The organism is Candidatus Contubernalis alkalaceticus (assembly GCF_022558445.1).
In the GTDB taxonomy this organism is placed as follows: Bacteria; Bacillota; Dethiobacteria; order SKNC01; family SKNC01; genus Contubernalis; species Contubernalis alkaliaceticus.
In genome coordinates this window covers 2,751,103-2,775,978 of the sequence record NZ_CP054699.1, presented here as the reverse complement: position 1 = coordinate 2,775,978, position 24,876 = coordinate 2,751,103, and the positions used below count along the sequence as shown (strand labels likewise).

The following is a 24,876-nucleotide window of genomic DNA, read 5'->3' as shown; positions in this document are numbered from 1 at the left end:
GGCATGATATCAGTTATTTTTAGATCCAGACCCTGCAAAACAGTCGATTTAATTATATCCTCTATTCCCAGCGTATTTAAACAATGGGTTTTATCTCTGAAATAGTTATTAAAATGCCAGGCTATTTCATTTACCGCAACCTGATGTTTTGGGACATTGGGTCCAGACACCTATTAGGTATATTTGGAAGGGATTATCCCTCCCAAATATACCTAAGCAAACCTCCGAGGGAAAACCTGCTTCAAGTTTGTTTATAGACTTCTCGCCTATGACCAACCTTAATAACAATAATTATATGCTCCTCATCATTAATCTCATAAATAATACGATAATCTCCTTGACGCACACGGTACCGCTCTTGTGCAGAAAGTTTTTCACAACCAGTTGGACGTGGTTCATCTATTAAAGTGTCAATACGTCTAAGAATTCGTTTTATGTCTTTAACAGGCAGCTGCCGAAGATCCTTAGCCACTGATTCTTTAAAACGAATATCAAATTTTATCATGGGTTTTTAAGTTCTTCAATAGTGCCTCATAGCTTATTGTTGGCTCAGCAATACGCTCTTCATAAGCGGCCAAATCCTCCAGATCTTCCCGAAGAGCTTGCTGCATAGCTTCATTTACCAGATCAGATATGGAGCGGTTTGTGGATGCTGCCTTTAACCGTAAAGCTTTATGAATTTCAGGCTTAAAGTAGACTGTGGAACGCTTTAACTCATTACTCATGAAAAGTCACCTCTCTTTGACATTATAACGTTATAACGTTATAATGTCAAACGTTAACATACTTAGGAACTGGGGTCAGGCTTTTAGCACTACTTCGACTAAATTTTTAAAAAGCTCAGGAAGAAAAATATTGAAATGAAAAAATTTTTTCAGGCAAACAGAATATTTTCTGGGCTGCTGCTCTCCATGGAAAGGCGGTAGTGTGTGCTAACACACTACCGCCTTTCCGATTATATAAAGACTTAGCACATGAACTAATATTTCCTATTGACAGATGGAAAAAACAAACTATAATTAAATTGAGACTCAATATCTAAAAGGAGATTAAATATTATGCCTGGTTACCCCGCTGGAGCCTTTGAAATCAGAAATATAAGAAATGAGTATTGTCCTTTGTGTGTTATGCTTAACCACATTTACAGCAGAAGCAGTACTTTTGAAAGAGAAATGATAATACCTGCCAACATTGGAAAAGGCAGCTTTCGGAGAATTGTAGTGGGGCCTGCAGTGGATATTTTCATTCATGATATGACCCTGAAGGAAACCAGAACCATGACCGGTTGGGTTAACGATTCCATTTATGAGCTGGCCTTTTGCCTGGGAGAGGGGCTTCAGTGGACAGCAGGAGGGATAAAAAAGGAATTTGAGATAGATACCGGGGAAAGCTGCCTGGTCAGCGGAAAGCTTGTAAACGGCACCTGCAGGTATGATTCCGGGCAGTATTTTAATGGGTTGAGTATAAAAATAAGCAGCACACTGTTTCAGGAAGGGCTTTTGAACCGGGCCAATGTAAAGAATAACCAGGTTACCTGGTTAAACAGCAGCAGTCTTTTTTATAAAAGCAAGACCACCGGCGTCATGAAACGGATTCTTCATGATATCTTTCACTGCCGTTACTCCCAAAATGTAAAAAGGATTTATCTTGAGGCAAAAGTATTGGAGCTTTTTGCCGTTTATGTGGATGAAATAATGCTGGAAAATGGTACAGAGAATGTTTCAGTTCAGCTTTCCAGGGAAGATGTGAAAAGCCTCCAAAATGCCAAAAAGATCCTTGATAAAGAGGTAGTAAGCCCCCCTACCCTCAGGAAGCTGGCAAAAAGGGTATGCCTGAATGAATACAAATTAAAGACTGGTTTTAAAGAGCTTTTTGGCCTGCCGGTTCATGCCTATGTTATCGATAAAAGGCTGGAAATGGCCCGGCTTTTGTTGGAGGATAAAAAAATGAGGGTTACGGAAGCCGCTCTGATGGTTGGCTACAGCGATGCCAGCCATTTTGCAGAGAAATTCAGGAAAAAGTATGGGATTAATCCCTCTGAATACATGAAAAGGGAAAAAGAAGGGGTCAGGCTTGAATAATTCCCTAAGGAAAAAGAAGGGGTCAGGCTTGAATAATTCCCTAATTAAGGGTATAATATCCAAGGTGATTATTATATGGCGAGAAAACCACGTATTCATTATCCGGGAGCCTTATACCATGTAATGGTTAGAGGTAATAATAAAGAAAAAGTATTTCTTGATGATGTACATAAGAGTAAGTATTTGTTTCTGCTGGCCCTGTACAAAGAAAAACTGGGTTTTATGCTGTATGCATTCTGTATTATGGACAATCATGCACACCTTTTAATAGAAGTAAAGGATGTTATGTTGTCTCAGATTATGCAGCGAGTTCAGCAGGTGTATACCCAGTGGTTTAACCGTAAATACAGCAGGACAGGACATGTATTTGAGCAAAGGTATAAAGCATTGCTTTGTGACAAAGACAGCTATTTGCTGCAGCTGATAAGGTATATTCACTATAATCCCGTAAGGGCAAATTTGGATGATGGGATAGAATATAAATGGAGCAGTCATATTCATTATATTGGGAAAGAAAAAGGTAATTTAGTCGATACGTACAATATGCTAAGTATGTTTTCAGAGAACAAAAAAGAAGCTATAAAGCAGTATTCTTACTTTATGGGTCAAGAATCAGAAGAGAAAAATTTAGAGGAATTCCAACCTAAGATACAGCTTAACGATAGAATAAGAAAGAAAGAGGGAGAAAAGAAGTTAAGCATTGATGAAATAATGGAAAAAGTATGTATCAACGAAAATGTCAATATTAGCGAAATCATTAGAAAGACAAGAATTCAAAGGATATCTGATATTCGAAAAGCTATAGTACTATTAAGTGAGAGTTACTGTAACATATCAAATACACTGTTGGCAAAAAAGCTTAATTTACCACTATCGATGATATCAAAAATTAAGTCGGGTGTGTGTAAGCGTACAACTTATGTGGAAGATGTGATTCGAAGATGGGAAGGTGGGAACAAATAAAATAAATAAGGGAATTATTCAAGCCTGACCCCCTTTTTACCCTTTTTAGCCTGACCCCCTTTTTTCCCCTTTTTTCCTCTTTTTCAATTATTCATTACTGCAAAAAATTTAGGTGTTATAATAAGTATGATGATGTTTATGATTAAATCTTTTGGCCTCAGTAATAACTAATAATCTTACATTACTCTTTTCCATAATTGTTAACAGGAGGCGTTCTTTTTGCAGGATTTAAATATTTTAATCGCTTTTACGGCAGGAATCTTATCCTTTTTTTCACCCTGTATCCTACCTTTGATTCCCGTTTACTTGACTTCTATGGGAGCCTGGGCTTTTCAGGCGGAAAACCCGTCTGGAAAATTTTTCTCTCAAGGCCGGGCCTTACTGGTTTCAGTTTCTTTTATATTGGGTTTTACTCTGGTTTTTGTAATTATGGGTGCTTCTATTGGTTTTCTAGGAAAAGTGTTCCTGGAATACCGACAAATTTTATATAGAACAGGAGGTTTGCTGGTAATTTTTCTGGGATTAAAGCAGCTGGGTCTGATGAAAGTCTCTTTCCTGGAAAGAAGCTGGAAGATTTCCGGAAGTGTCGGCAGGACATCTGGATTGATGGGTGCTTTTGCCCTGGGGGCTATTTTTTCCATAGGATGGAGTCCCTGTGTTGGACCTGTTCTGGCAGGGATATTACTTCTTTCTCTGGCAGCACCCAGCCCTTTTACTGCCGCGGGGTATCTTTTCGTTTATTCCATGGGGTTTGCGGTACCTTTTATTATTATTGCTTTATTTTTAGAAGGAATTACAGGAAAGTTAATGAGGCTGAACCGTTATCTTCCTTACTTTAATCGGGCAGCAGGGCTGCTTCTGATTATTATAGGGGGGCTTTTAGTCAGTGGATTATAATAAAAATTGTTGTAAGCAGAGTATTAAGATCTTTAGGGAGATGCAACCAAAATGAAAAAGACGAATTTTTTTTCTAATGCACTATTTAAAACAGCTCTTTTTGTAATCGTTTTTTCCCTAGGGGTTTTTTCTGTTTACTATTTCTTTGGGCAGGCCGAATCTGAAGCACCGGAGGGAGAGAGCGCTGATAGAGAATCTCCGGAAGATGATGTTTTGGAAAGCCTGGAAACAGCACCCAGCGTAGGAGCTCTAGCTCCTGACTTTTCGTTACAGGATTTGAAGGGGCAGGAGATAATGCTGCAGGAATATAGAGGCCGCACCATAATATTGAATTTTTGGACCACCACGTGCCCTTATTGTATAGATGAGATGCCGTTGATGGAAGCCCTGCATCTTTCAGATCCAGAAATAGCTGTATTGGCAGTTAATGTCCGGGAGGGAGAAGGCAGAGTGAAAAGTTTCATTGAAGAGAAAGAACTTACTTTCCCGGTACTGCTGGACACCAAGGCAAATGTTGCTGGGGATTATCTGGTTCGGGCTTTTCCAACTACTTATGTGGTGAATGCTGAAGGGGTGATTGCAGCAGTAAAAATTGGAGCTTTTTTTGATGAAGAAGGGTTGGCGCAGTTGGTGGAAAGCGCCAGGAACAATTAAGCCGCGGATTTTTCCGGGTTAGAATTTGAGTATTTAATTTGAGTATTTAGGGAATGAAAAAAATTTAAAAATTTTTTTAAAATTAAAAAGGAGTTATGACTTAGGTGTAGAATATAAATAAATAAAGGTAATACAAATTTTATAATAGTAACACAGAAAGCGAGATATTTTTTTAACCTTATAGTGCTACAAAACTAAAATAGGTAACACATGGGATCCGGTATGAAGATAAAAGTAACTGTAATTTCATTTGAAAAAGGTAGGACGAATATAAAAATATAATTAGTTCGTCACCTTAAAATATTTTGACCAGGAAGGTCAAAATCCTAACCTCTTTAATAAGATCATTCCTCCTTATTAAAGTTTTTTGCGGGCAGCTTAGCAGGCCTGCCCGCCTCCTTATTTTTTACCAACAAAGACAATAGTTTTTACCTATACAAGAGAAATAGCCGTAGATACACTACCATGAGTAAAAATTATTAAATAAAAAGTTTGTTCCATCTATCACCTCTTTACTTTAGCAAATAATTCTTTCAGCCTTATTTGCTAAAGATAATTACAGGACCAGGAAGGTCCTTTTTTTTTTTGTTAATTTTCTTATGATGAAAGCGGAAATTAAAAGGTATTATTGGTGCAAAATTTTATTTCACAAATTCATGCATAATAAAATTTAATAAAGTAAATATAATTAGGTAGTAGTAAACTTTTCCAACTACATAATTTTGTATCCGTAAAATCGTATGTACTTGTTTTTATAGTGACGTTTTATCAATTCGAGATAATTATCATAAGGTAATCAAATTCTGTTCAAGAGATAATTGACAATAAAAGGAACAGGGCGTATAATTAAAACATGCGAATGCAAATCACTAACATTAAGGTTTTTTTAAAATTATTTGAAGGAGATGAACAAATTTGTTAAAAAATATCAATAAATATTTACCTTTCATACTGCTGGTGTTTATTATCGGGTCTCTTTGGGGGTGCAGTCAGGTTCGGGATGAAGATATTCTTGCAGACGAGATAGTCGCTGATGAAGCTGTTTCTGAAGATAAATTAACGGTGGCTGTATCTATCGTTCCACAGGAGGCTTTTGTTAAAGCGGTAGCCGGTGACCTGGTGGAAGTGGTAACTATGGTCCCCCCTGGCAGCAGTCCGGCAAACTATGAGCCTGCTCCTAAGGAAATGGAAGGGCTCAGCAAATCTCAAATATATTTCAGCATCGGTGTTCCTACGGAACAGGCAAATATACTGCCCGGCCTAAAAGATTTAAATGAAGACATAAAGATAGTAAGCCTGGCTGAAGAAGCAGCCAAGATACACCCTGATCGTGAACTGGCTCCTGGGAAAAGGGACCCTCACATCTGGCTTTCGCCAAAAAGAGCTAAGGTTATGGTTGAGACTATTTATAATGAACTAGCGGCTTTAGACCATGAGAACCAAGACATTTATCAACAAAATGCCCGGGAGTATTTAGCTCAGCTGGATGAATTGGACCAAAAGCTTAAAGAATCGGCTGATAATCTGACCAGCAAAGCTTTTATTGTGTACCATCCGGCTTTTGGATATTTTGCCGATGATTATGGCTTAACCATGATAGCTTTAGAAGAAGATGGTAAAGAGGCAACGGCTCAGCGATTACAGGAAGTTATAGATATGGCGAAAGAAGAAAATATTAAAGTGATTTTTTATCAGAAAGAAATCGACAGTAAACAGTCAGAGGCTTTGGCGGAGGAGTTGGGCGGTAGGACAGAACAGGTTGCTCCCCTATCACCTGATTATATAGGCAATTTAGAAAAATTTGCTGCAACTTTAAAAGCTGTAATGGAGTAACTTAATGGATAATATCATTGAAGTTAAAAACCTTTATGTTTATTACAATAATCATTGTGCTTTAGAAGATATAAACTTAGAGGTAAAACAAAATGATTTTCTTGGGCTTATAGGTCCAAACGGTGCAGGGAAAAGCACCCTGCTTAAAGTTCTCCTTGGATTGGTAACCCCGGGCCATGGGAAGGTAAAGATATTTGGAGAAAGTCCCCAAAAGGTTCGGGGGAGGTTGGGTTATGTTCCACAGCATGTAAATTTTGATAAAAGATTTCCCATCAAAGTTATGGATGTAGTTTCTATGGGAAGGATAAATAAAAGTTCCAGCATATTTAACAGGTATTCCAGGGCGGACCTTACGCTGGTTGACACAATTCTGCAAAAGCTTGATATTGGTTTTTTAAGAAACCGGCAGATTGGACAGTTGTCCGGGGGTGAACTTCAAAGAGTACTGATAGCCCGGGCCCTGGTTGCAGAACCTGATATATTACTATTGGATGAACCTACAGCCAGTGTAGATGCTAATTCCAAGAGCCAAATTTATTCTATATTACAGTCTTTAAATAATGACAACATGACCATTATTTTAGTAACTCATGACATAGGGGTCATATCTTCCCATGTAAAAACAATAGCCTGCCTAAATGTAAATATGTACTATCATGGGGAAGCTGAATTTAGTGGTGATGTAATAGAGCAAATCTATGGCTGTCCAGTTGAATTGGTTGCTCATGGTTTTCCACACCGCGTTTTAAAGCCTCATGGGGAGGGAGAACATGTTTGAGGCTATAATGGAATATACATTTATGAAAAATGCCATTTGGAGTGCAGTAATGGCCAGTATTGCTTGTGGTATAATAGGTACTATTATTATTGAAAAGAAATTAGTGATGATGAGCGGAGGGATAGCTCATACAGCTTTCGGTGGTGTTGGTATGGGTTATTTTTTAAATATTGAGCCCATTTTTGGTGCTCTTTTTTTCTCCATTTGTGCGGCCTTAATTACTGTCACTATAAAACGAAGAAACGATACAGGGACAGACATTATTATAGGTTTGTTATGGTCAGTAGGAATGGCTCTGGGTATACTTTTTATATCCTTTACTCCTGGATATACCCCTGATATGACCTCTTATCTCTTTGGAAATATTTTAACAGTTACCCGGATGGACCTTACTATAATGGCAGCACTTAATTTAATTATTATTATTACTATTATTTCTCTATTTAATGTTCTGAAAGCTTATATGTTTGATGAAGAATTTACTTATGTTATGGGTATTAATACTGGATTATTGGACTATCTGCTTTTAATTCTTATTGCTCTAACTATTGTGATTTTAATAAGGGTTGCCGGAATTATATTGATTATAGCTCTTTTGACAGCTCCTCCGGCCATTGTAAAAAAATTTACCCATGATTTAAAAACTCTTATGGTAGGTTCAATTTTTGTAGGTATGATATTTTGTGTATTAGGATTATGGATTTCGTATGAACTAAATATCGCTTCAGGAGTTTCTATTATACTGTTGGCGGGATTTAGCTATTTAGTTGTTTCAATTTTTTCCGGGTTTAAAAAGAGCTCAAAAGAAAGCATGCAAAGGGCAAACAAACAATATTAAGTATCCCTTCCTGCCTGTTCTGTCTAATCCTGGGGTTAATATAAAATAAGGTTTAAAAAACCTACACAATGGACCTTTTTTTGTAAGATGAGGTGCATTGTGTGGGTTTTTTCATATTGTCAAATATCCCCCAAACTTTTAAATATATGAAAGTAAGGCATTGACAAAGTTGAAATTATAGATTATTATTATGATATTGAGACTCATTATCAAGGTAGAGGGGAGCCAAAGATATGTCTATTGTAGTGGTAGGAGGAGATCATTTGGGCAGCATACCTGATAAACTGCGGCAGAAAGGATTCACAGAGATTCAGCATTATCAAGGTCGCAAGGTTTTAAAATTTAAGGACAAGATAAGTTGTTCTACAGACCTGATTCTGGTTCTCACAGATTATGTAGGGACGGACCTGGCTAAAGTGGTTAAAGCCGAGGCTAAAAAAAACAAATTGAAAGTGATTTTTTCCAGGCGCTCCTGGGCTAGTATTCAAAGGGAATTTAACCGTTTTGGTTATTCAGCCTGATAATGAGAAAACAGCCTAAAAATTTTTATAGAAGAGGCCTACTTTCAAGGGGGTGTTTTGTTGAACAGTACATATGATACTTGTGCTAACGATTATTTAACCTGTCTGCTGGGAAGGATAGGAGCAACTTTAGCAGGGGTTAAGCCTGCAGAATTGATAAATGTTTCTTCCGGTGATGATGCTTTTGGTCAATGGCAGCATGTCAAAGCAGCCATAAAAAACTTTCATGACATGGATTATATTGTAATCAAGGTGAAGAAGGGAAGAAGGCAGGTCCTGTTTTATCATGGTGCAGCCCTTGACCAAACCCTTAATAGTTACTCTGTTCAATTATTTCTAAAAAGCCTGGGTTACCCTGAGAATTACACGTTAGAAGGTTATTTAGATTGTCTTGTTGAGAAATTAAGAGGAGAATCTTTTCCCCATGAAATTGGTGTTTTCTTAGGTTATCCTTTAAAGGATGTAAAGGGCTTTTTAGGTTATTCTTCTCTGGAAATGGTCCAGGTTAAGGGATGGAGAATTTATGGAAACAGGGAACCTTCCCTTGAGACGTACCATAAATTTAAAGAAGCAAAGGAAGAATTTCAAAATCTTCTTATCTTGTGGGGGGAGGGGGGAAACAATAAAAGCATCGAATCAGATGGTTTTAGAGAAAGTAAGAGAGCTTTATGAGTCTCTTTTTCAGCATGACGGATATGGGGAGCTGAAAATTGAAATAAGGATTTTAAAAAAGGGGCAGAAAGAAGTAATTATACACTGTGGAAAGCAGTACAGGTATATTCTAGACTATTATGATCAGGCAAAGAAAACATGAAAAGGTTTTTATATAACTTGATTTTAACGAAGGTGCTTCTGTGGGTGAACCCTTCCAAGGAACAATGTTCTTGGGGAGGGTTTTTTGTTGAAAATAATCAGATAAAGATAAGGGGGATAGTCAAGGTTAAGAGGTGAGATATATTTTTTGTGCTTTTCAAATAACAAGACTGGAGGAATGTGAATGAAGTGTTCAGTTAAGAAGGTTTTTGCCAGCTTATGCACCCTTTTAGTGGTATTTGTATTTTTAATCGGAGTTGTATCAGCAGCAGCTCTTGAAGATGGTGAATATACAATTCAGGCATCGGCTATAAATGCGGCAACCGGTGCCCCTTCTATGGCTAAGGATAATATTAAAAACCCGGTTAAGATAGAGGTAAAAAACGGAAAAATTAATATATTTCTAACAATGAGTGGACAGGAGGTAACAAAAGATTTCAGCTTTGATAGTGGGTCGGGTAATTTTGTATTAGCGGAAGTTATTAGTGATAGTGGAGATATAAAGACATATAAGTTTCCAGTTGCAACAATCCAAGAACCAACTATGATGCAGACTTATGTTACAGCTGCCGGCATGACTGTTGAATTCAGGCTTTCTTATGATACAGCTACTTTATCTAAGGTTGCAGCCACCGGCACTAACGAAAATACTGACGATGATAATTCTACCACCGGTATTACCGGCAGTGATAATACTGATAACGTTAATAACGGTGACAGTAACAAAGTATCCTCACCACAAACAAGTGACAGTCAACTTACTGTACTGACTAAATTACTCCATGCCTTTGTATTTGTGACTATGTTATTAACTCTGTATTTTAGCAATGGGAAAAGGTTATATGTAAGAGATAAAATGCGGGGGCAAAAGGATTAACTCTTTATTATTAAAGATTGGAGTGAAATTTATGAAAAGATTATTTAGAAAGTCGTATTCTATCATTCTTGTTTTACTTATACTATTTATATTTATCCCGGTAATTTCTGCGTCCTCAATAGTAGATCCTAAAAACCTTGAAGATGGTAAATATGAAATTAATATATGGGCTATGCGTGCAGATAATGAAAATGTTTCAAGTGCGGATAGTGATTTATTAAAGCCATCACAATTGGAGGTTATTAACAGTAAATTATATGCGTATATCACAATGCAGCGTGCTGATGTTATATCTGATTTCAGTTACCAAAACAGTTCCGGAGATTTTATTTTGGCGGAGGTTATTGAGGAGAACTTAGAGGGGGAGAGTAAGACAAGAACCTACAAGCTGCCTCTTACAGATCTTGACAGCACAACCCTTGTACGGGTGAAAATTGATAGAGGCCCTGTGATGGGCCCTATGACGGTAGATTTTAGACTGGTGACAGACAATGACACGTTAGTTTTATTAGAACTGACACCTAAACCAGAAGATCCAGCTTCGGAAGAGATAGAAGACGGAACATATCACCTTCAGGCAATGTTTATGCATGAGACATTAGACCAACCGTCAATGGCCAATGGAAATTTAGTTAACCCGGTTACGTTGGAAATAAAAGAGGGGAAAATATTCACTATTTTTACCATGACCGGAGCCGATGGCATGACAGATTTACAGGTTAAAGTTAACTCCTTTGTGCCAGTGGAGATAATTTCTGAAGATGCCGCAGCCAATAGTAAAACCTATAAGCTGGAAGTAGTAGATTTTGATACTCCAGTTACGTTACAAGCACATATTCCCGTTATCGACATGACTGTCAAGTTTAGAATGATATTTGATCTGGATACACTGGTAAGTGTGGCGCCGGGAACACCACATAACCCGGCCATACCGGTAGATGCAAATACCCCGGTAACGGGAACACCAAATGATTCAATCTATGATACATCAAATAAACCTGTAGAGGGAACACCTTCAGAGGGTGATAACAACAATAATAATCAGGTCAAAATCCCCAAAACAGGGGATAGCGCTTCTTTTAAGATGGTCATAATCATATGGGGTTTAGCCATGGTTACTATGGTAAAATATGTAATACGAAAAAGTGAAGCTTTAAATAGCTAACTACTGCCTGTTTAGAAAGCCTTAGTTGACAGGGGCAAGGCGGGAAAGAGGAAGTGCATATTCTTCTTCCCGCTATATATATTTTTTGGCTTTGAGGGAGAGTTAAGATGAAGAAAGCGTTAGCTGTTGTTTGGGTTTCTTTATTGATTGCCACAATCTATGGGGTGTCCACATATTACTTTGATAGTGTTAGCAATAAGAGATTATATGAAGAAGTAAAAATGCAATATTATGAGGGGATATCTCAGGAAGATAATGTAGAAAAGAGTGCAGTGGTCATTTCTAATGATGAAAATAGTTCTGCCATTATGGATAGGTATCTTTTTATAATGGAAGAGAATCAGGATATTGTCGGTTGGATTACTATACCTGAAACCAGAATCAATTATCCGGTGGTAAAAATAGATAACAATGATTTTTATTTAGACCACAATATCAATAAAAAGCCTGCCAAAGCAGGAGCTATATTTATGGATTTTAGAAATGAGGGCAAGGGTGAAGATTTGCATACCGTTTTATATGGACACAACATGAAAGATGGATCTATGTTTAAAGACCTTTTGAACTATTCAAATGAAAGCTTTCTAAATCAATACGGAATCATAAGGTTTGATACTCTGTATGAAGAGATTGAATGGGAAATTTTTTCTGTATATGTGACGGATACAGATTTTTATTATATTGAGACGGAGTTTGCTTCCGGTGATGATTATTTGCTCTTTTTAAAGGGTATCAGCGAAAGATCTTTGTTCAAAACAGATATCCATCCCTCAGTGGATAACGTAATATTGACTCTTTCCACCTGCAGCTATGATTTTGAAGATGCTCGATTTGTTGTCCATGCCCGAAGAATTTAATAACAGCAGAAACAATAAGAATAAATATGAGAATGAATTTCATTCTTTGCGGAGGCATAAGATGAAAAAAATTGCGATTTATGGTAAGGGAGGCATAGGTAAGTCTACAACTACGTCAAACCTGTCTGCCGCTTTATCTGTTTCAGGTCTGCAGGTTATGCAAATTGGTTGTGACCCAAAAGCTGATTCCACAAAAAACTTAATGAGGGGACAAATGGTTCCGACAGTTTTAAATAGCATCAAATTGAAAAAAGAAGATATTTGCCTTGAGGACATTGTTTTTAAGGGTTTTAATGACATTCTATGCGTTGAGGCAGGAGGGCCTACTCCTGGGATCGGTTGTGCCGGCAGAGGAATTATTACTGCTTTTGAAAAGCTGGAGGAGTTAAAAGCATTTGAAACATACTTACCGGATGTGGTAATTTATGATGTTTTAGGTGACGTGGTGTGTGGAGGTTTTGCTATGCCTCTTCGAAACGGTTATGCGGAGGAGGTTTATATTGTAACTTCGGGGGAATTGATGTCACTTTATGCCGCAGCAAATATTTCCACGGCAGTTAATCAATTTAGAAGTAAAGGATATGCTTCCTTAAGAGGCCTTATTTTAAATGCTAAAGGGGTTGAAAATGAAAGAGAAATTGTACAAAAGGCCGCAGATGATATGAATTCCACTGTTATTCAATATATACCTCGAGACGGGCAAATACAAAAAGCTGAGAATATCGGATACACGGTTGTGGAAGCATTTCCTGAATCTGAAATGACCTGTAAGTATTTAGAACTTGCTAAAAAAATTGTGAATGAAAAGAAGCAAGCCCAAGCCTGCAATTGATAATTACGTAGTGTTGAAATGGAGGGTGCTGAATGGCTAATAAGTATGTTTTAGTCTGCTGTTTTATAATTATAGCTATGTTTCTATTGGGTGGGTGCCAGGGAACTACTTTGCAGCCTGAGTTGGGTGTTAACTCAGATAACACAATGTTCAGGTTAGTTGAATCAGACGGAACTGAATTTGTTAGAGATACTATACCTGAACGAATCATTGTAATTTCCTTTCCTACAGCAGAAATTATGGATCGATTGGGGATTGAACTGGTAGGCGTAACTAAAACAACCCGTGAACTTCCAGATAATTTGGCCGGTTTACCAACCGTAGGCTTTCCAATGGAGCCCGATATTGAAGTGATAACAGCGCTGGAACCTGACCTGGTTATTATATCTTCAGATTTTAAGGACACTCATAAAGATAAAATGGTTCAGAACAATTTACCGGTATACTTTCTGGATAATCAATCCTATGAAGATACTTTCAACAGTATTGAATTGCTGGGGAAAGCTTTTGGTAAAGAAGAAACGGCAGGTCAATTGATAAAAGAAATGAAAGAAAGAGAAAAAGAAATTGTAAACTCAGTAAAGGGTAAACCTTCGCCTAAGGTACTCATTTTATTTGGTACCGGTGAATCCTTTATGATGGGGACAGAAACTTCATATCCTGGAGGTTTGGTTAAAATGCTGGGGGGGCAAAATGTTACCCAGGGGGTTAATATCCCTCTGGAGTCCGGTTACATCCCCTTAAGTATTGAGCAGGTGGTTGAGTTGAATCCGGATATTATTTTACGAGTTGCTCATGCTTCACCTGAACATACACAGGCACTTTATGAGTATGAGTTTTCCAGAAATCCAATCTGGGATTCTGTTGCAGCTCATCAAAACAACCGGGTATATGATCTACCGCAAAATTTATTTTTTGCCAATGCAGGTTTGTATGTTGTTGACGCGCTGGAATACTTAGTAGAAATATTGTACTTATGATGAGAACTTTGTCAGCTATAATAAACCTAAATAAACAAGAGGTAAACCCCCGGTTGTTTAAGCGGACGGTTATATTTATCAGCAGTATAATCCTTTTAGTTTTGGCCTGCATTTTATCGGTTCGATTCGGAAGTGTAAACTATTCTACTTCTGAAATATTTTCCGTCATTAGAAGTCAGCAGTCCTCATCAGTCAGTACGGTTATTATGAATATTCGAATACCCAGAACCATAATTGCCCTTCTTGTGGGTTCTAATCTGGCCATGTCTGGGGCTTTGCTGCAGTCAGTTATGCGAAATCCATTGGCGGATCCCGGTTTGACAGGGGTATCGGCCGGGGGTGGGTTAGCTGCAGTGATGATTATGCTGGCTTTTCCAGAGTTAACTGGTTATGTCCCCATTGCAGCTTTTATCGGAGGCATTGTGGCGGCTTTTATGGTTTACACCCTGGCCTGGAAACAGGGAATCGATCCTATCCGGATTATTCTGGCCGGTGTTGCTGTAAATGCTATATTGGGCGGGGGGATATCTCTTTTATCCATTTTATACAGTGATAGAATACAAGGTGTATTAATGTGGTTAAATGGTTCTGTAGCTGGTAAAAGCTGGTACCATGTAGAAACCTTGGTGCCATATAGTATTGTGGGCTCGATTGCAGCGATACTGTGCATTAATACTGCCAATGTTCTGTTGTTGGGTGATGACGCAGCCAAAAATCTGGGGATAAGAGTGAGTTTTGCCCGGGGGATACTGTCCCTGGTTGCAGCCTATTTGGCAGGTATTTCTGTAGCTGTTGTGGGTTTAATTGGTTTTTTGGGGTTAGTGGTCCCTCATATTGCCAGGCTATTAGTGGGGACTGATTATCGCTATATGCTGCCTATCAGTGCAATTCTCGGAGGAACCCTGCTGGTATTAGCAGATACCGGAGCCAGGGCAGTTTTTAGCTCCATAGAACTTCCTGTAGGCATTCTTATGGCTATCATTGGCGGACCATTTTTCCTTTACTTATTAAGAAGAGGAGGGGCTTATAGAGTATGATTTTAGTTTCCAATCTAAAAATCGGATATGACGATAAAATAGTGGTAAATGAATTTGGTTTTGAGATAAGCCAGGGTGAAATTGTTTCCTTAATTGGGCCCAATGGTTCTGGCAAGTCAACGGTATTAAAGGTCATTTCCCGTTTAATGAATAAGATGGAGGGGCTTGTTCATTTGGATGGCAGTGATATTCATAGTTTGCCTACAAAAGAGGTAGCCAAAAAACTCTCTATCCTTTCACAGTATAATGTAAGCCCACCTGATTTTACCGTGGAGGAGCTGGTTGGATACGGAAGAATGCCCCATCGTAAGTGGTATGAGCAAAAGAGCAAAGAGGATGAAGATATTATTAAATGGGCAATTCAACAGACGAAACTAGAAAGTCTGGCTGACAGGCTTATTAACAGTTTATCCGGTGGAGAGAAGCAGCGAACATGGATTGCTATGGCTCTTGCCCAAAAAACCAAAGTTTTGCTTTTAGATGAGCCCACTACTTACCTGGACATCAGCCACCAGATTGAAGTTATGGAGCTCATTGTAAGGCTAAATAAAGAGTTTGGCATGACCGTTATAATGGTATTACACGATTTAAATCAAGCGGTACGATACAGCCATAGACTTATGGTAATAAAAAACGGCCGGCTGGTTACTGAAGGTGCTCCTATTCATGTATTAACCAAAGAAATGCTCAGGGATGTTTATAATGTGGAAGCTGAAATTGCAATAGACAAACATATGGGGAAGCCTGTTTTTTTCCCTATTGGTCTTGCCTGTATAAGTGCTTAACCGACTAAAGACATAGTCAATCGCTTAGAAAATAAACAAAAGTGAGGGATGAAAATGGCTGAATTTCAAATACTTGAATCTTTAAACCGTGTTTCTAAAATTAACACGGCAAAAGATATAAAACAGCTTTCCCATGCCCAGTTTCCAGGAACCCACTGCCCATTATTCGGCGTGGCCCTGACTGCGGGGTATATCAATGGCCTGTTTGCCCTTGTGGTAGGTACAGATGAGTGCTCCTACTACACAAAAAGCTTTATTATTGACCGTAAAAACGGTACGGAAGGATTAAGTGACAATTTTTTAAGTTTTGCTGTTAACCAGGACGATGTTGTTTTTGGCTGCCATGATAAACTACAGGAAACAGTAATCAAAATTGATCAGCAGTATAGGCCAAAGGCGATTCTACTGGTAACAACCTGCATTCTGGAAGTGATTGGTGAGGACCTGAAAGCGTTAATCTATTCCGTTAAGGAGAAGGTTCAGGCAAAGCTGGTCCTGGTTAAGACAGAGCATTTCAAATGTAACAGCCATATTCCGGGTATTGAAAGGACACTGGAAGCATTGGTTCAGTTGATGGAAGAACAACCGGTTAAAGAGAGGACTATTAATCTCTTGGGTCACCGTTACAATGGAGCGGAAGAGACAGAATTAGTAAAGTTACTGCAAAGTAGAGGAGTTCAAATACATACGGTGCTTCCTTCCAGGTGCAGTATTGATCTGATAAAAACTTCGCCTTCTGCAGCCCTAAATATTGTCACTGATTTTACCGCACTGACTCTGGCAGAAAAAATTGAAAAAAAATTTGGCACCCCTTATGTATATTTTGACAAATACCTTAACTTAAGTAGAATTGAACAGGGGTACCTGGCGGTGGCAGAAAAGCTTGGACTAAACCTATCTTCGGAGATAAAGCATATGAAGGAGCAGGCGGTAAAGGCACAAGAGAAGTATCAGGCCTTATTAAAAGGTAAAAGTTTTATTTACGCCAACACCCCCTTGTTAGCCTTTGAATTCTGCGGATTTTTAACTGGTTTGGGGATGAAACCGATTCTGATTCAGGCCAGGGATTTGTATGTAAATGATGATCGGTATTTACAGGAAATTCTGGAGTTTGGTCAGGATCCCTATGTGTCCCGTATTGCCAATATTGCTCCACTGCAGGCATTGTATGGTCAACTTTCTCCTGATTTCTATATCGGGCACGAAAACCCCATGCTGTTAATGGAAAAGGGAATTGTGCAGGTGGTTCTAGATGGCGTAGCGAAGAAGCTGGGGTTTGAAGTGCCGGTTCTGGTGATGAAGACATTGGCTGATTCTCTGTATAAATTTAAGTTTATGGCAGAAGGAGGCGGGCATCATGCAGCAGTTGTATAAATATTTTCCCCTTCCGTCAGACAGAATGGGAGTGCTGTGGACGTTGGCACCCATAAAAGATGCTTGTATTTTGGAATATGGTCCGGCGGGCACCACCCATTACGCGGTAGAAGGGCTGATGCAGTTGAATACAGAGTTGAAAGCCAGGCTTTATACAACTCATATTGATGAAAACGATATTATTATGGGAGACAGTTCCCGCCTGAAGGTGACTATTAAAGAGATAGATCAACAGTATAAACCGCCGGTAATCTTTGTTCTTGCTTCCACAATTTCTTCTGTTGTGGGGATTGATATTTTGAGTATCTGTCAGGATTTTCAGCCTGAGGTAAGTGCAAAGCTTATCTGTTTTACCGGTGGTGGTTTTCGGGGAGATTATACGCATGGTATTCAGGAAGTGCTTACTATATTAGCTGAAAAAATTGTTAAAGAACCGCAGGAAAAAATAAAGGGTACCTATAACATCATTGGCAGCAATATCGACTGTTTCAACTTTGCCTCTGATATTCAGGAAATTCAGAATATCATGTCTGAAGGTTTTGGCTGCACTCTCCATACGGTATTTAGTGCTAAAACTTCTGTTACAGAAATCGAAGAAGCCTCTAAGGCCGAGTTTAATCTGGTGATTCGTTCGGAAGGGATTGATTGTGCAAAAATTCTTGCAAGTAAATTCCGAATACCTTATGCAGCAGGAGCTCCCTATGGCGTTCACGGTACATATAAGTGGATTAAAACTATTGAATCTGCGTTCTCAATCAAAGCAAATGATATTTTTTTTGCCCGACAGGCTGAGAAAGCCCAAAAGAATTTGTTTAAATTCAACCACGCTGCATTCATCTATGAGAATCTTACAGGGATCCTTTCTGGAAACCTAGATTTTGTCCTGGATATTTTACCGTTACTTAGGAATGAAATGATGCTGGACATCAAGAAGATTTTTGTCAATCATAAAGATTATGGTATGGGGCGCAAAATTCCGGAACAACTTAAAGAAAAGGTGCTTTTTAACTGTGATGAGGAAGAAAAAAACCAAATGATTAAGGAAGCTAACCCCTCTCTTTTGGTAGGAGATGGTGTGCTCTTAGAATTGGGTGCCCACATTCCCATGCAGGTGCAGGTGGCAAACCCCAATATTAATCACGTGATTAAAATCTATGAACATACTCCATTTATGGGGTTCAACGGAGCAATTTATTTAACGGAAGTGCTGCTGAACCAACTACAAGCTAACCGAAAAAAACTTCAGGCTAGAACATGATGTTAAATATAGGATGAAAGGTGAGGGTTTTATGAAATCAATGATTGTTTATTCCAGTAAGACCGGAAATACAAAAAAAGTTGCTGAGGCAATTTTTGATGTAATGCCCATGGGAACGGATATTTTTGCTGTGGAGGATGCGCCGTTACCGGATGGCTATGATTTTATAGTATTAGGTTTTTGGGTAAAAAGGGAAAATGCTGATCAGAAAGCCCAGGGTTACATGGGTACTATTAAAGGCAAGAAAGTGGCTTTATTTGCTACCCTGGGTGCTGAACCGGATTCATCCCATGCCCAAAAAAGCATGCTGAATGCAAAAAAATTGCTGGATTCGGATAATAAAATCATGGGAGAATTTATTTGCCGAGGGAAAATTGATCCCAAAGTAACAGAATCGTTAATGAAACTGGCTGCTGATAATCCTCACGCTATGACTCAGGAGCGTTTAGCTCATCACAAGGCAAGCAGTAATCACCCAAATATGGAAGATTTACAGAACGCTCGAAAAGCATTTAAGGAAATACTAAGACGAAAAAACTGATTACTCCCAGCGCCAGAATCGAATGGCAGCAGACAAGCTTATGAAAAGCCAACCACAAAGCACCAGGAGGTTGGTGGTGAGGCCAAATTCAGAGGGTATCCCCACCATTACATTTCGCAGCAAATCCCCCAGGTAAGATAGGGGTATCGCTTTGACAACAGGTTCTAAAAATTCCGGCAGGAAATTGAGAGGGAAGAAGATTCCCGATAAAAACATCATGGGAAATTGGACTACCTGAATAATTCCCATACCGCTTTCCTCTGTTTTGGAGAATGAAACCAGCATATAACCCAGGCTGACGAAAGTTGCCGCACCCAATAGGATAACTCCCAGAACCTTCCACCAGCTGCCAATTATGGTGACTCCAAAAACCAGGTGGCCAATAAGTATGATTAAAACCGTCTGGACCACTGCCATAAGCAGGCGAACGGCTACTTCACTTAACACCAGGTGGGTGCGGGGCAGGGGAGTTGCTCCCAGAGACTTGAGAATTTTCTTTTCACGAAGTGAAACCAATCGCAGGGAACCGAAAAGGCCCAGCTGCATTAGAGCCATGGCTATTATTCCAGGCAGTAAAAAATCAATATCTTTCAAAGGTTCCGTCTGGACCGGTTGGGCATCAATGCTGAAAAGGCGGGGCCGCTGTTGTATCTGGCGTTCGCTTTCATCGAAGATTTCTCGAATTACCGAGAGCATAATATGATTTGTAGTCTGCTGGGAGGCATCATAGTATACAGGTATGATAATACCCTCAGCCATGGGGCTGAGAGAGGAAATTTCTTCAGGCAGTACCAGAACGATAGACCGTTCCCCATTTTCCAGTGCTTCCAGTTCATCATCCAAAGTACCCTGGTAGAGGGTAAGGGCAGGGGCTTGATTGAGATTTTCAACGAAGGCTTCTGTTAAGACACTGTCTTGCTCCACTACAACCCCAAGATTAATATCAATATTTTGGGTGTCCCCGGAAAAAATAAAACCAAATAATATAATAAACAATACCGGGAAAAGCAGGAACCAAAAAATAGTCATCTTGTCCCTTACCATGTCCTTTAATGTTGCGATAAATAAATGACCGAATATTTTCATTCCCGAATGCTCCTTCCTGTGAGTTTTAAAAATACATCTTCAAGACTGGCCTTACGGATGGATAAATTGGTCAGGGCCGGCCCACCGGCTGTTTCCTGGTTAATGAGATGACGAATTGTATCCTCTACTTTACTGGAATACAGGGTGATTTTATCGGTTGAAGCTTGTACCCGGTTGACTCCGGGGATAGAAGAATAGTTATTAGCATCCACAGAATCTGTAATAGAAAGCTCTACTGCCTGTTCCTGAAAATGTAGTTTTATCAGGTTATTGGGAGAATCCAGGGCTATAATTGAACCATGATCAATGATGGCTACATGGTCACAAAGCCGCTGCGCTTCTTCCATGTAATGAGTGGTCAAAAAAATCGTTTTGTCTAATTTTTTTAACTTCGTAATTACATCCCATAAACTTCGTCTTGCCTGGGGGTCAAGGCCGGTGGTAGGTTCATCCAAAAATATAATATCCCCCTGCCCAATGATGGCCGTACCCACCGCAAGCCGCTGGAGCTGTCCCCCGGATAATTTATGGGTCAGGGATTTTTCTTTATCCTTCAATCCAATCCACTCCAATATCTGGTCCACAGGGAAGGGATCTGGATAGAAACTGCTGTTTAACAGTAAGCTTTCCCGAACTGTTAAACGGGGAAACAGAGAGGGCGTTTGCAGTTGAACGCCAATTTTTTGGTGCAGTTGTTCTTTTTGTGTGGTAGGGTTTAGGCCCAGAATGTTAATGCTGCCGCTGTCGGGGCGTCTTAATCCCACAAGGATTTCCACCGTGGTGGTTTTGCCTGCGCCATTAGGCCCCAGCATGCCGAAAATGTCTCCCTGTTTGATGGAAAGGTTCACATTGTCTACGGCTTTAAGAGTTCCATAGTTTTTGCTCAGTGAGGATACTTCGATACTGTTCAAAGAATCACTTCCTTTTTGATATGTAAGAAATACTGGTCAACAAGTCCTTTTTAAGCTGTTCTGGTATCTTATGAAATTTACCTTTTGTTTCTATATATGCATCTTAACTATAACATTTTTTTGGGATTATTTCTCTTCAAATTTATGTAATTTATGAGTTGTTGTTGTTTCAGCTGTTCATTAAAAGAGGATTAGATTTCTTGTTTCTGTATAATTGTGATCATCACAATTTACCGCGAACGGAAAAAAACTGAGCTGCTTTTGTTAATATATACACGGTGGAAGGTTGTAAGTTGCAGATATGAGGTTATTTTTATCTTTTTTTAAAATAATTTCGCCAGTTAGATAGTGAATAATGCTTATAATAGTTAGTATATCTTGTAAACGGCATTACCTCACAGCCCCCTTCTTGGTCCCGGGGGACTGCTTTATTTAAGTTTTTATGGCAGGAAACTGCTCTATGCCTCAGTCAAGGGCATGCCGGTGGAGCCCGGATAAGAAACACCCCTGGTCTGTTTCCCTGGAAATTATCTTCGGTGATGTGGGTGTATACGACAAAAGTGCCAAGCTGGAAATGAACAGTCCCTATACTTTTTTAGGCTGTTGTTCGAGACTAGTATGGGCAAGAGGTGCCGGGGCAAAATATTTATTTCGAACCCAGCATGGCTAATCATTTTGATGGAAATGTCTACATCCCCGCCGTCACCGGGGTGGTTACCATTTCAGCGATGTTAAATGTCAGGCAAATATACCATAATATAAATAAATAAGTAGCCCCAATTGAATAAATAAGTAGAAAAAAAGTGAAAATAAATTATTGAAACCTGTGTCCAAATGTTATAAAATGGTAAGAAGATCAAGAAGATAATGGTGAAATAAGTTATGGTGTTTATAATAAACCTGTGGTAAAATCTCGTCTTTGACAGTTGTTACAAGCAAAAAGCTTGATGATCCCTGATTTACAAGGATTATCAAGCTTTTTTTGTATTCAAAAAAGTGAGTAATGTTTTTATTTTTTTGTCGCTTTAAAAATTTTTTTCATTTGTTTTGTTTTTATAATCTGGTAGTCTGTACGGAAATCAAATGCCTCATGTAAATCATCAGTAAAGTCAGTTCTCGTATATGTTGGAGTGTAACCCTCCCCCTTTATTTCATGAAAGTTCATATCCTTTAATCCTCTAATTATTTCACTGCAGGTATATTTCTCACCAAGCTTTTTTTCCAATAATCTGTAAATAATTAAGGATATAAAGCAAGTTGTAAAATGTGCTTCTATTCTGTCATCACGGCTTAAATAAACAGGTCTGGCTTTAAATTCACTTTTCATAATTCTAAAACATTCTTCAATCTCCCATCGTCTATTGTTTACTTTAATTATTTCAGAAGCATCATCCTCAAGGTTTGTACATACAGCATAAAACCCATCAAAGGCTTCTTCTTTAGCGATAACCTCTGTATCAATACTGTATATTTCTTTTTCAGCAATTTCTCCATCAGGAGTAAAATTAGTTTTTTTAATAAATCTTCTGCAATCATTCTGATTACATTTTTTTATTTTTGTAGGATTTGAATCTATTGTTTTTTGTGCACGTTCTATCTGTGAATTACGGATTTTTCTTTGATAATCTCTATACTTGATAGAGTACGTCACAATGATTTTTTGTTCAAGGTCATTTTCTTTAATCCAACGTTCTTTGTAAAACATTTTATTTTTAGCTTTCTCATCATCTAGTTTAGAGATGTCATAGGTTTTTACATCGTTAGAGAGGTGCCATTCGTTTGGATCAAGTGCCCATTTTTTTAGATGTGCTTTTAATTTCTTAATTGATTGAGTTGTAATAAATGCTCGTTCTTCCCTGTCGTTAAATTTTCTGTTATTTTTGGACGCTAGACCGGCATCGGTACATACGATAAATTTAGAAAGATTAAAATCAGATAGAATTTTCTTTTCTAAGGGTTTTAGTGTTAATTGTTCATTTGTATTTCCTTTGTTGATGCTAAATGCAAGAGGGATACCGTCTCCATCCATAAATAGGCCCATTTGAATGATTGGGTTTGGTCTATGCTCTTTTGATGGACCGTATTGCTTATCGCCATCTGCCTGTTCAATTTCAAAAAAATAATTGGTGCAATCATAATAAAGTACACCAGTATTTCTCTTAGAAACTTTTAAACTGTTGTTGTACAAGGATGATTGTAAAAAATCCGTTTCCTTAGCAATAACTTCAAGAGCTCTGTATATATGTTGAAGTTCAAAGTTAGGTTGTTCTATAAATCTTGAGGAAAGTTGGTAAGTGGCGAGCTTAGATGAAGGGAAGATTATTCTTCCGTAAATCAATCTGGAGAGTATGGAGTTTAGGTCATATGTAACCTTGTATTTTCCTAACATTTCTTTACATATTTTGTGAAGGCCAAGTTGATAGTATATTTGTTGAAGAAAAAGATAACCACCGTTAAAAGAGCGCTGTTCATCTTTCGTAATGACCTTGGAAGGTGAGTACTTTACCAACACATCAAGCTTTTCTTCCTTCTCTTTTTGATTCAGCTCTGCTATGTATTTCTTTGCCCATTCAATGGGATCCTGGCCGTTTAACTTTTTACTCAAATCATTAACTGTTCCAAGTTTTTCAACAATCTTTGATGAATGTACACCATTCTCATAAGTTGATTTAATTACGTAAAGAGATGTGGAATTTTTTGATTTCGAAATAGACAATCTCATATTAACCCCCCAATCCCTTATATTATAACATAATACTCAATAATACTCAATAGAAATAGGTGAAAAATTGACAAATTTGCAATAAAAAAAGCCCTATTTTCAAGGCTTTTAAGACATGTGTTCATTATTCAACTGTCAAAGACCCGTGCCAAGCTGGAAATGAACAGTCCCTATACTTTTTTAGGCTGTTGTTCGAGACTAGTATGGGCAAGAGGTGCCGGGGCAAAATATTTATTTCGAACCCAGCATGGCTAATCATTTTGATGGAAATGTCTACATCCCCGCCGTCACCGGGGTGGTTACCATTTCAGCGATGTTAAATGTCAGGCAAATATACCATAATATAAATAAATAAGTAGCCCCAATTGAATAAATAAGTAGAAAAAAAGTGAAAATAAATTATTGAAACCTGTGTCCAAATGTTATAAAATGGTAAGAAGATCAAGAAGATAATGGTGAAATAAGTTATGGTGTTTATAATAAACCTGTGGTAAAATGAATAATAGGTAAATTAATTGTTTAAAATTTTTTAAACTTAAGAGGAAAGATTTTTGAAATCTATTAAAAAATAAATAATATGCTCGGGTGTTTCTTCATTATTTTTAGGAGAATAACAGGGAACCAGGTGTAAATCCTGGGCGGTCGCGCCACTGTAAACGGGGAGTTTGTTTCTTTAATGCCACTGGACTTAATTCCGGGAAGGCCGAAGCATGCTACGATCTGTAAGCCAGGAGACCTACCCGCTGTATTACACGTAACCTTCTTCGCAGGAAAGGAGGGGTGTATGTGATAGACTTTGTATAAGTTTAGTCTCGTGTACCTTAGTTCTTCCGTTGAAGAACTAAGGTTATTTTGGTTAAGTTAAATAAATTTTTACGGGGGGAGCGGTTTGGAACGTAATAATTTTATTAAAATTGATTTAAGTGAAAAGGAAAAAAATCTTATATTTTTAATACGTAATATTAATTTTGGTGAAGTAAAGGTTATAATTCAGGATAAACAGCCTATTAGGGTTGAAGAGCTAAAAAAATCTATTAAATTATAATTCAAAGTTTAAGTTTACAGAATAAAAA

At 38.3% G+C, this 24,876-nt stretch carries 26 protein-coding genes and 1 riboswitch; of the genes, 21 read left to right on the top strand and 5 right to left on the bottom strand.

The window, feature by feature from the left end; genetic code table 11:
• Positions 1–241: 241 nt before the first annotated feature.
• Complete coding sequence (locus HUE98_RS13890; protein WP_241421217.1) at positions 242–505, bottom strand: type II toxin-antitoxin system RelE family toxin; 264 nt, start codon at positions 503–505, stop codon at positions 242–244.
• Positions 492–725 carry a hypothetical protein gene (locus HUE98_RS13885; protein WP_241421216.1) on the bottom strand — a complete coding sequence of 78 codons (234 nt, stop codon included), beginning with the start codon at positions 723–725 and terminating at the stop codon, positions 492–494. Before HUE98_RS13885 ends, HUE98_RS13890 begins: the two co-directional genes overlap by 14 nt.
• A gap of 333 nt (positions 726–1,058) precedes the next feature.
• Here HUE98_RS13885 and HUE98_RS13880 point away from each other — a divergent pair, with 333 nt between their 5' ends.
• The 19 genes from HUE98_RS13880 (at position 1,059) to HUE98_RS13790 (ending at position 19,084) form a co-directional block, all read left to right on the top strand.
• Positions 1,059–2,081 carry an AraC family transcriptional regulator gene (locus HUE98_RS13880; protein WP_241421215.1) on the top strand — a complete coding sequence of 341 codons (1,023 nt, stop codon included), beginning with the start codon at positions 1,059–1,061 and terminating at the stop codon, positions 2,079–2,081.
• 75 nt (positions 2,082–2,156) lie between these two features.
• A complete protein-coding gene (locus tag HUE98_RS13875; protein ID WP_241421214.1) occupies positions 2,157–3,044 on the top strand; it encodes a transposase in 888 nt (295 codons plus the stop codon).
• A gap of 219 nt (positions 3,045–3,263) precedes the next feature.
• A complete protein-coding gene (locus HUE98_RS13870) occupies positions 3,264–3,941 on the top strand; it encodes a cytochrome c biogenesis CcdA family protein (RefSeq protein WP_241421213.1) in 678 nt (225 codons plus the stop codon).
• Between the two features lie 51 nt (positions 3,942–3,992).
• The gene (locus HUE98_RS13865; RefSeq protein ID WP_241421212.1) at positions 3,993–4,595 is read left to right on the top strand and encodes a TlpA family protein disulfide reductase; all 603 of its coding nucleotides are present in this window, start codon (positions 3,993–3,995) and stop codon (positions 4,593–4,595) included.
• A gap of 915 nt (positions 4,596–5,510) precedes the next feature.
• Positions 5,511–6,428, top strand: a complete 918-nt coding sequence (locus HUE98_RS13860) for a metal ABC transporter solute-binding protein, Zn/Mn family (RefSeq protein ID WP_241421211.1) — start codon at positions 5,511–5,513, stop codon at positions 6,426–6,428.
• 4 nt (positions 6,429–6,432) lie between these two features.
• On the top strand, positions 6,433–7,206 hold the full coding sequence (locus HUE98_RS13855) for a metal ABC transporter ATP-binding protein (RefSeq protein WP_241421210.1): 774 nt from the start codon (positions 6,433–6,435) through the stop codon (positions 7,204–7,206).
• On the top strand, positions 7,199–8,044 hold the full coding sequence (locus HUE98_RS13850) for a metal ABC transporter permease (RefSeq protein ID WP_241421209.1): 846 nt from the start codon (positions 7,199–7,201) through the stop codon (positions 8,042–8,044). Before HUE98_RS13855 ends, HUE98_RS13850 begins: the two co-directional genes overlap by 8 nt.
• Positions 8,045–8,277: 233 nt before the next feature.
• Positions 8,278–8,565: a DUF2325 domain-containing protein gene (locus HUE98_RS13845; protein WP_241421208.1), complete on the top strand. Its 288-nt coding sequence runs from the start codon at positions 8,278–8,280 to the stop codon at positions 8,563–8,565.
• Between the two features lie 60 nt (positions 8,566–8,625).
• Positions 8,626–9,237, top strand: coding sequence for a DUF3793 family protein (locus tag HUE98_RS13840; RefSeq protein ID WP_241421207.1), 612 nt, complete (start codon positions 8,626–8,628; stop codon positions 9,235–9,237).
• Positions 9,238–9,562: 325 nt separating this feature from the next.
• Positions 9,563–10,255 carry an NEAT domain-containing protein gene (locus HUE98_RS13835; protein WP_241421206.1) on the top strand — a complete coding sequence of 231 codons (693 nt, stop codon included), beginning with the start codon at positions 9,563–9,565 and terminating at the stop codon, positions 10,253–10,255.
• A gap of 31 nt (positions 10,256–10,286) precedes the next feature.
• Complete coding sequence (locus HUE98_RS13830; protein WP_241421205.1) at positions 10,287–11,420, top strand: NEAT domain-containing protein; 1,134 nt, start codon at positions 10,287–10,289, stop codon at positions 11,418–11,420.
• A 107-nt stretch (positions 11,421–11,527) separates the two neighbouring features.
• A complete protein-coding gene (gene srtB / locus HUE98_RS13825) occupies positions 11,528–12,277 on the top strand; it encodes a class B sortase (RefSeq protein ID WP_241421204.1) in 750 nt (249 codons plus the stop codon).
• Between the two features lie 61 nt (positions 12,278–12,338).
• The gene (locus HUE98_RS13820) at positions 12,339–13,109 is read left to right on the top strand and encodes a nucleotide-binding protein (RefSeq protein ID WP_241421203.1); all 771 of its coding nucleotides are present in this window, start codon (positions 12,339–12,341) and stop codon (positions 13,107–13,109) included.
• 32 nt (positions 13,110–13,141) lie between these two features.
• Positions 13,142–14,089 carry an ABC transporter substrate-binding protein gene (locus HUE98_RS13815; RefSeq protein WP_241421202.1) on the top strand — a complete coding sequence of 316 codons (948 nt, stop codon included), beginning with the start codon at positions 13,142–13,144 and terminating at the stop codon, positions 14,087–14,089.
• Positions 14,090–14,142: 53 nt separating this feature from the next.
• Entirely contained in the window at positions 14,143–15,126 is a 984-nt protein-coding gene (locus tag HUE98_RS13810; protein WP_241421201.1) for a FecCD family ABC transporter permease, read from the top strand.
• Positions 15,123–15,911 carry an ABC transporter ATP-binding protein gene (locus tag HUE98_RS13805; RefSeq protein ID WP_241421200.1) on the top strand — a complete coding sequence of 263 codons (789 nt, stop codon included), beginning with the start codon at positions 15,123–15,125 and terminating at the stop codon, positions 15,909–15,911. The genes HUE98_RS13810 and HUE98_RS13805 overlap by 4 nt, the downstream gene beginning before the upstream one ends.
• Positions 15,912–15,965: 54 nt before the next feature.
• The gene (locus HUE98_RS13800) at positions 15,966–17,285 is read left to right on the top strand and encodes a nitrogenase component 1 (RefSeq protein WP_241421199.1); all 1,320 of its coding nucleotides are present in this window, start codon (positions 15,966–15,968) and stop codon (positions 17,283–17,285) included.
• Entirely contained in the window at positions 17,269–18,543 is a 1,275-nt protein-coding gene (locus tag HUE98_RS13795) for a nitrogenase component 1 (RefSeq protein ID WP_241421198.1), read from the top strand. The genes HUE98_RS13800 and HUE98_RS13795 overlap by 17 nt, the downstream gene beginning before the upstream one ends.
• A gap of 31 nt (positions 18,544–18,574) precedes the next feature.
• Positions 18,575–19,084, top strand: a complete 510-nt coding sequence (locus tag HUE98_RS13790; RefSeq protein WP_241421197.1) for a flavodoxin family protein — start codon at positions 18,575–18,577, stop codon at positions 19,082–19,084.
• Here the strand turns inward: HUE98_RS13790 and HUE98_RS13785 are convergent, their stop codons facing one another.
• The gene (locus tag HUE98_RS13785; protein WP_241421196.1) at positions 19,085–20,170 is read right to left on the bottom strand and encodes an ABC transporter permease; all 1,086 of its coding nucleotides are present in this window, start codon (positions 20,168–20,170) and stop codon (positions 19,085–19,087) included.
• On the bottom strand, positions 20,167–21,081 hold the full coding sequence (locus HUE98_RS13780; RefSeq protein ID WP_241421195.1) for an ABC transporter ATP-binding protein: 915 nt from the start codon (positions 21,079–21,081) through the stop codon (positions 20,167–20,169). Before HUE98_RS13780 ends, HUE98_RS13785 begins: the two co-directional genes overlap by 4 nt.
• A gap of 460 nt (positions 21,082–21,541) precedes the next feature.
• On the opposite strand from HUE98_RS13780, the gene HUE98_RS13775 reads away from it, so the two are divergent.
• Positions 21,542–21,751, top strand: coding sequence for a hypothetical protein (locus tag HUE98_RS13775; RefSeq protein ID WP_241421194.1), 210 nt, complete (start codon positions 21,542–21,544; stop codon positions 21,749–21,751).
• Positions 21,752–22,090: 339 nt separating this feature from the next.
• On the opposite strand, the gene HUE98_RS13770 is transcribed toward HUE98_RS13775, so the two are convergent.
• Positions 22,091–23,803 (bottom strand): IS1634 family transposase, encoded by a 1,713-nt coding sequence (locus tag HUE98_RS13770; RefSeq protein WP_241420966.1) that lies wholly within the window; start codon positions 23,801–23,803, stop codon positions 22,091–22,093.
• 565 nt (positions 23,804–24,368) lie between these two features.
• Positions 24,369–24,561, top strand: a riboswitch (cobalamin riboswitch).
• Between the two features lie 131 nt (positions 24,562–24,692).
• Here HUE98_RS13770 and HUE98_RS13765 point away from each other — a divergent pair.
• A complete protein-coding gene (locus HUE98_RS13765) occupies positions 24,693–24,848 on the top strand; it encodes a DUF2292 domain-containing protein (RefSeq protein WP_241421193.1) in 156 nt (51 codons plus the stop codon).
• Positions 24,849–24,876 lie beyond the last annotated feature (28 nt).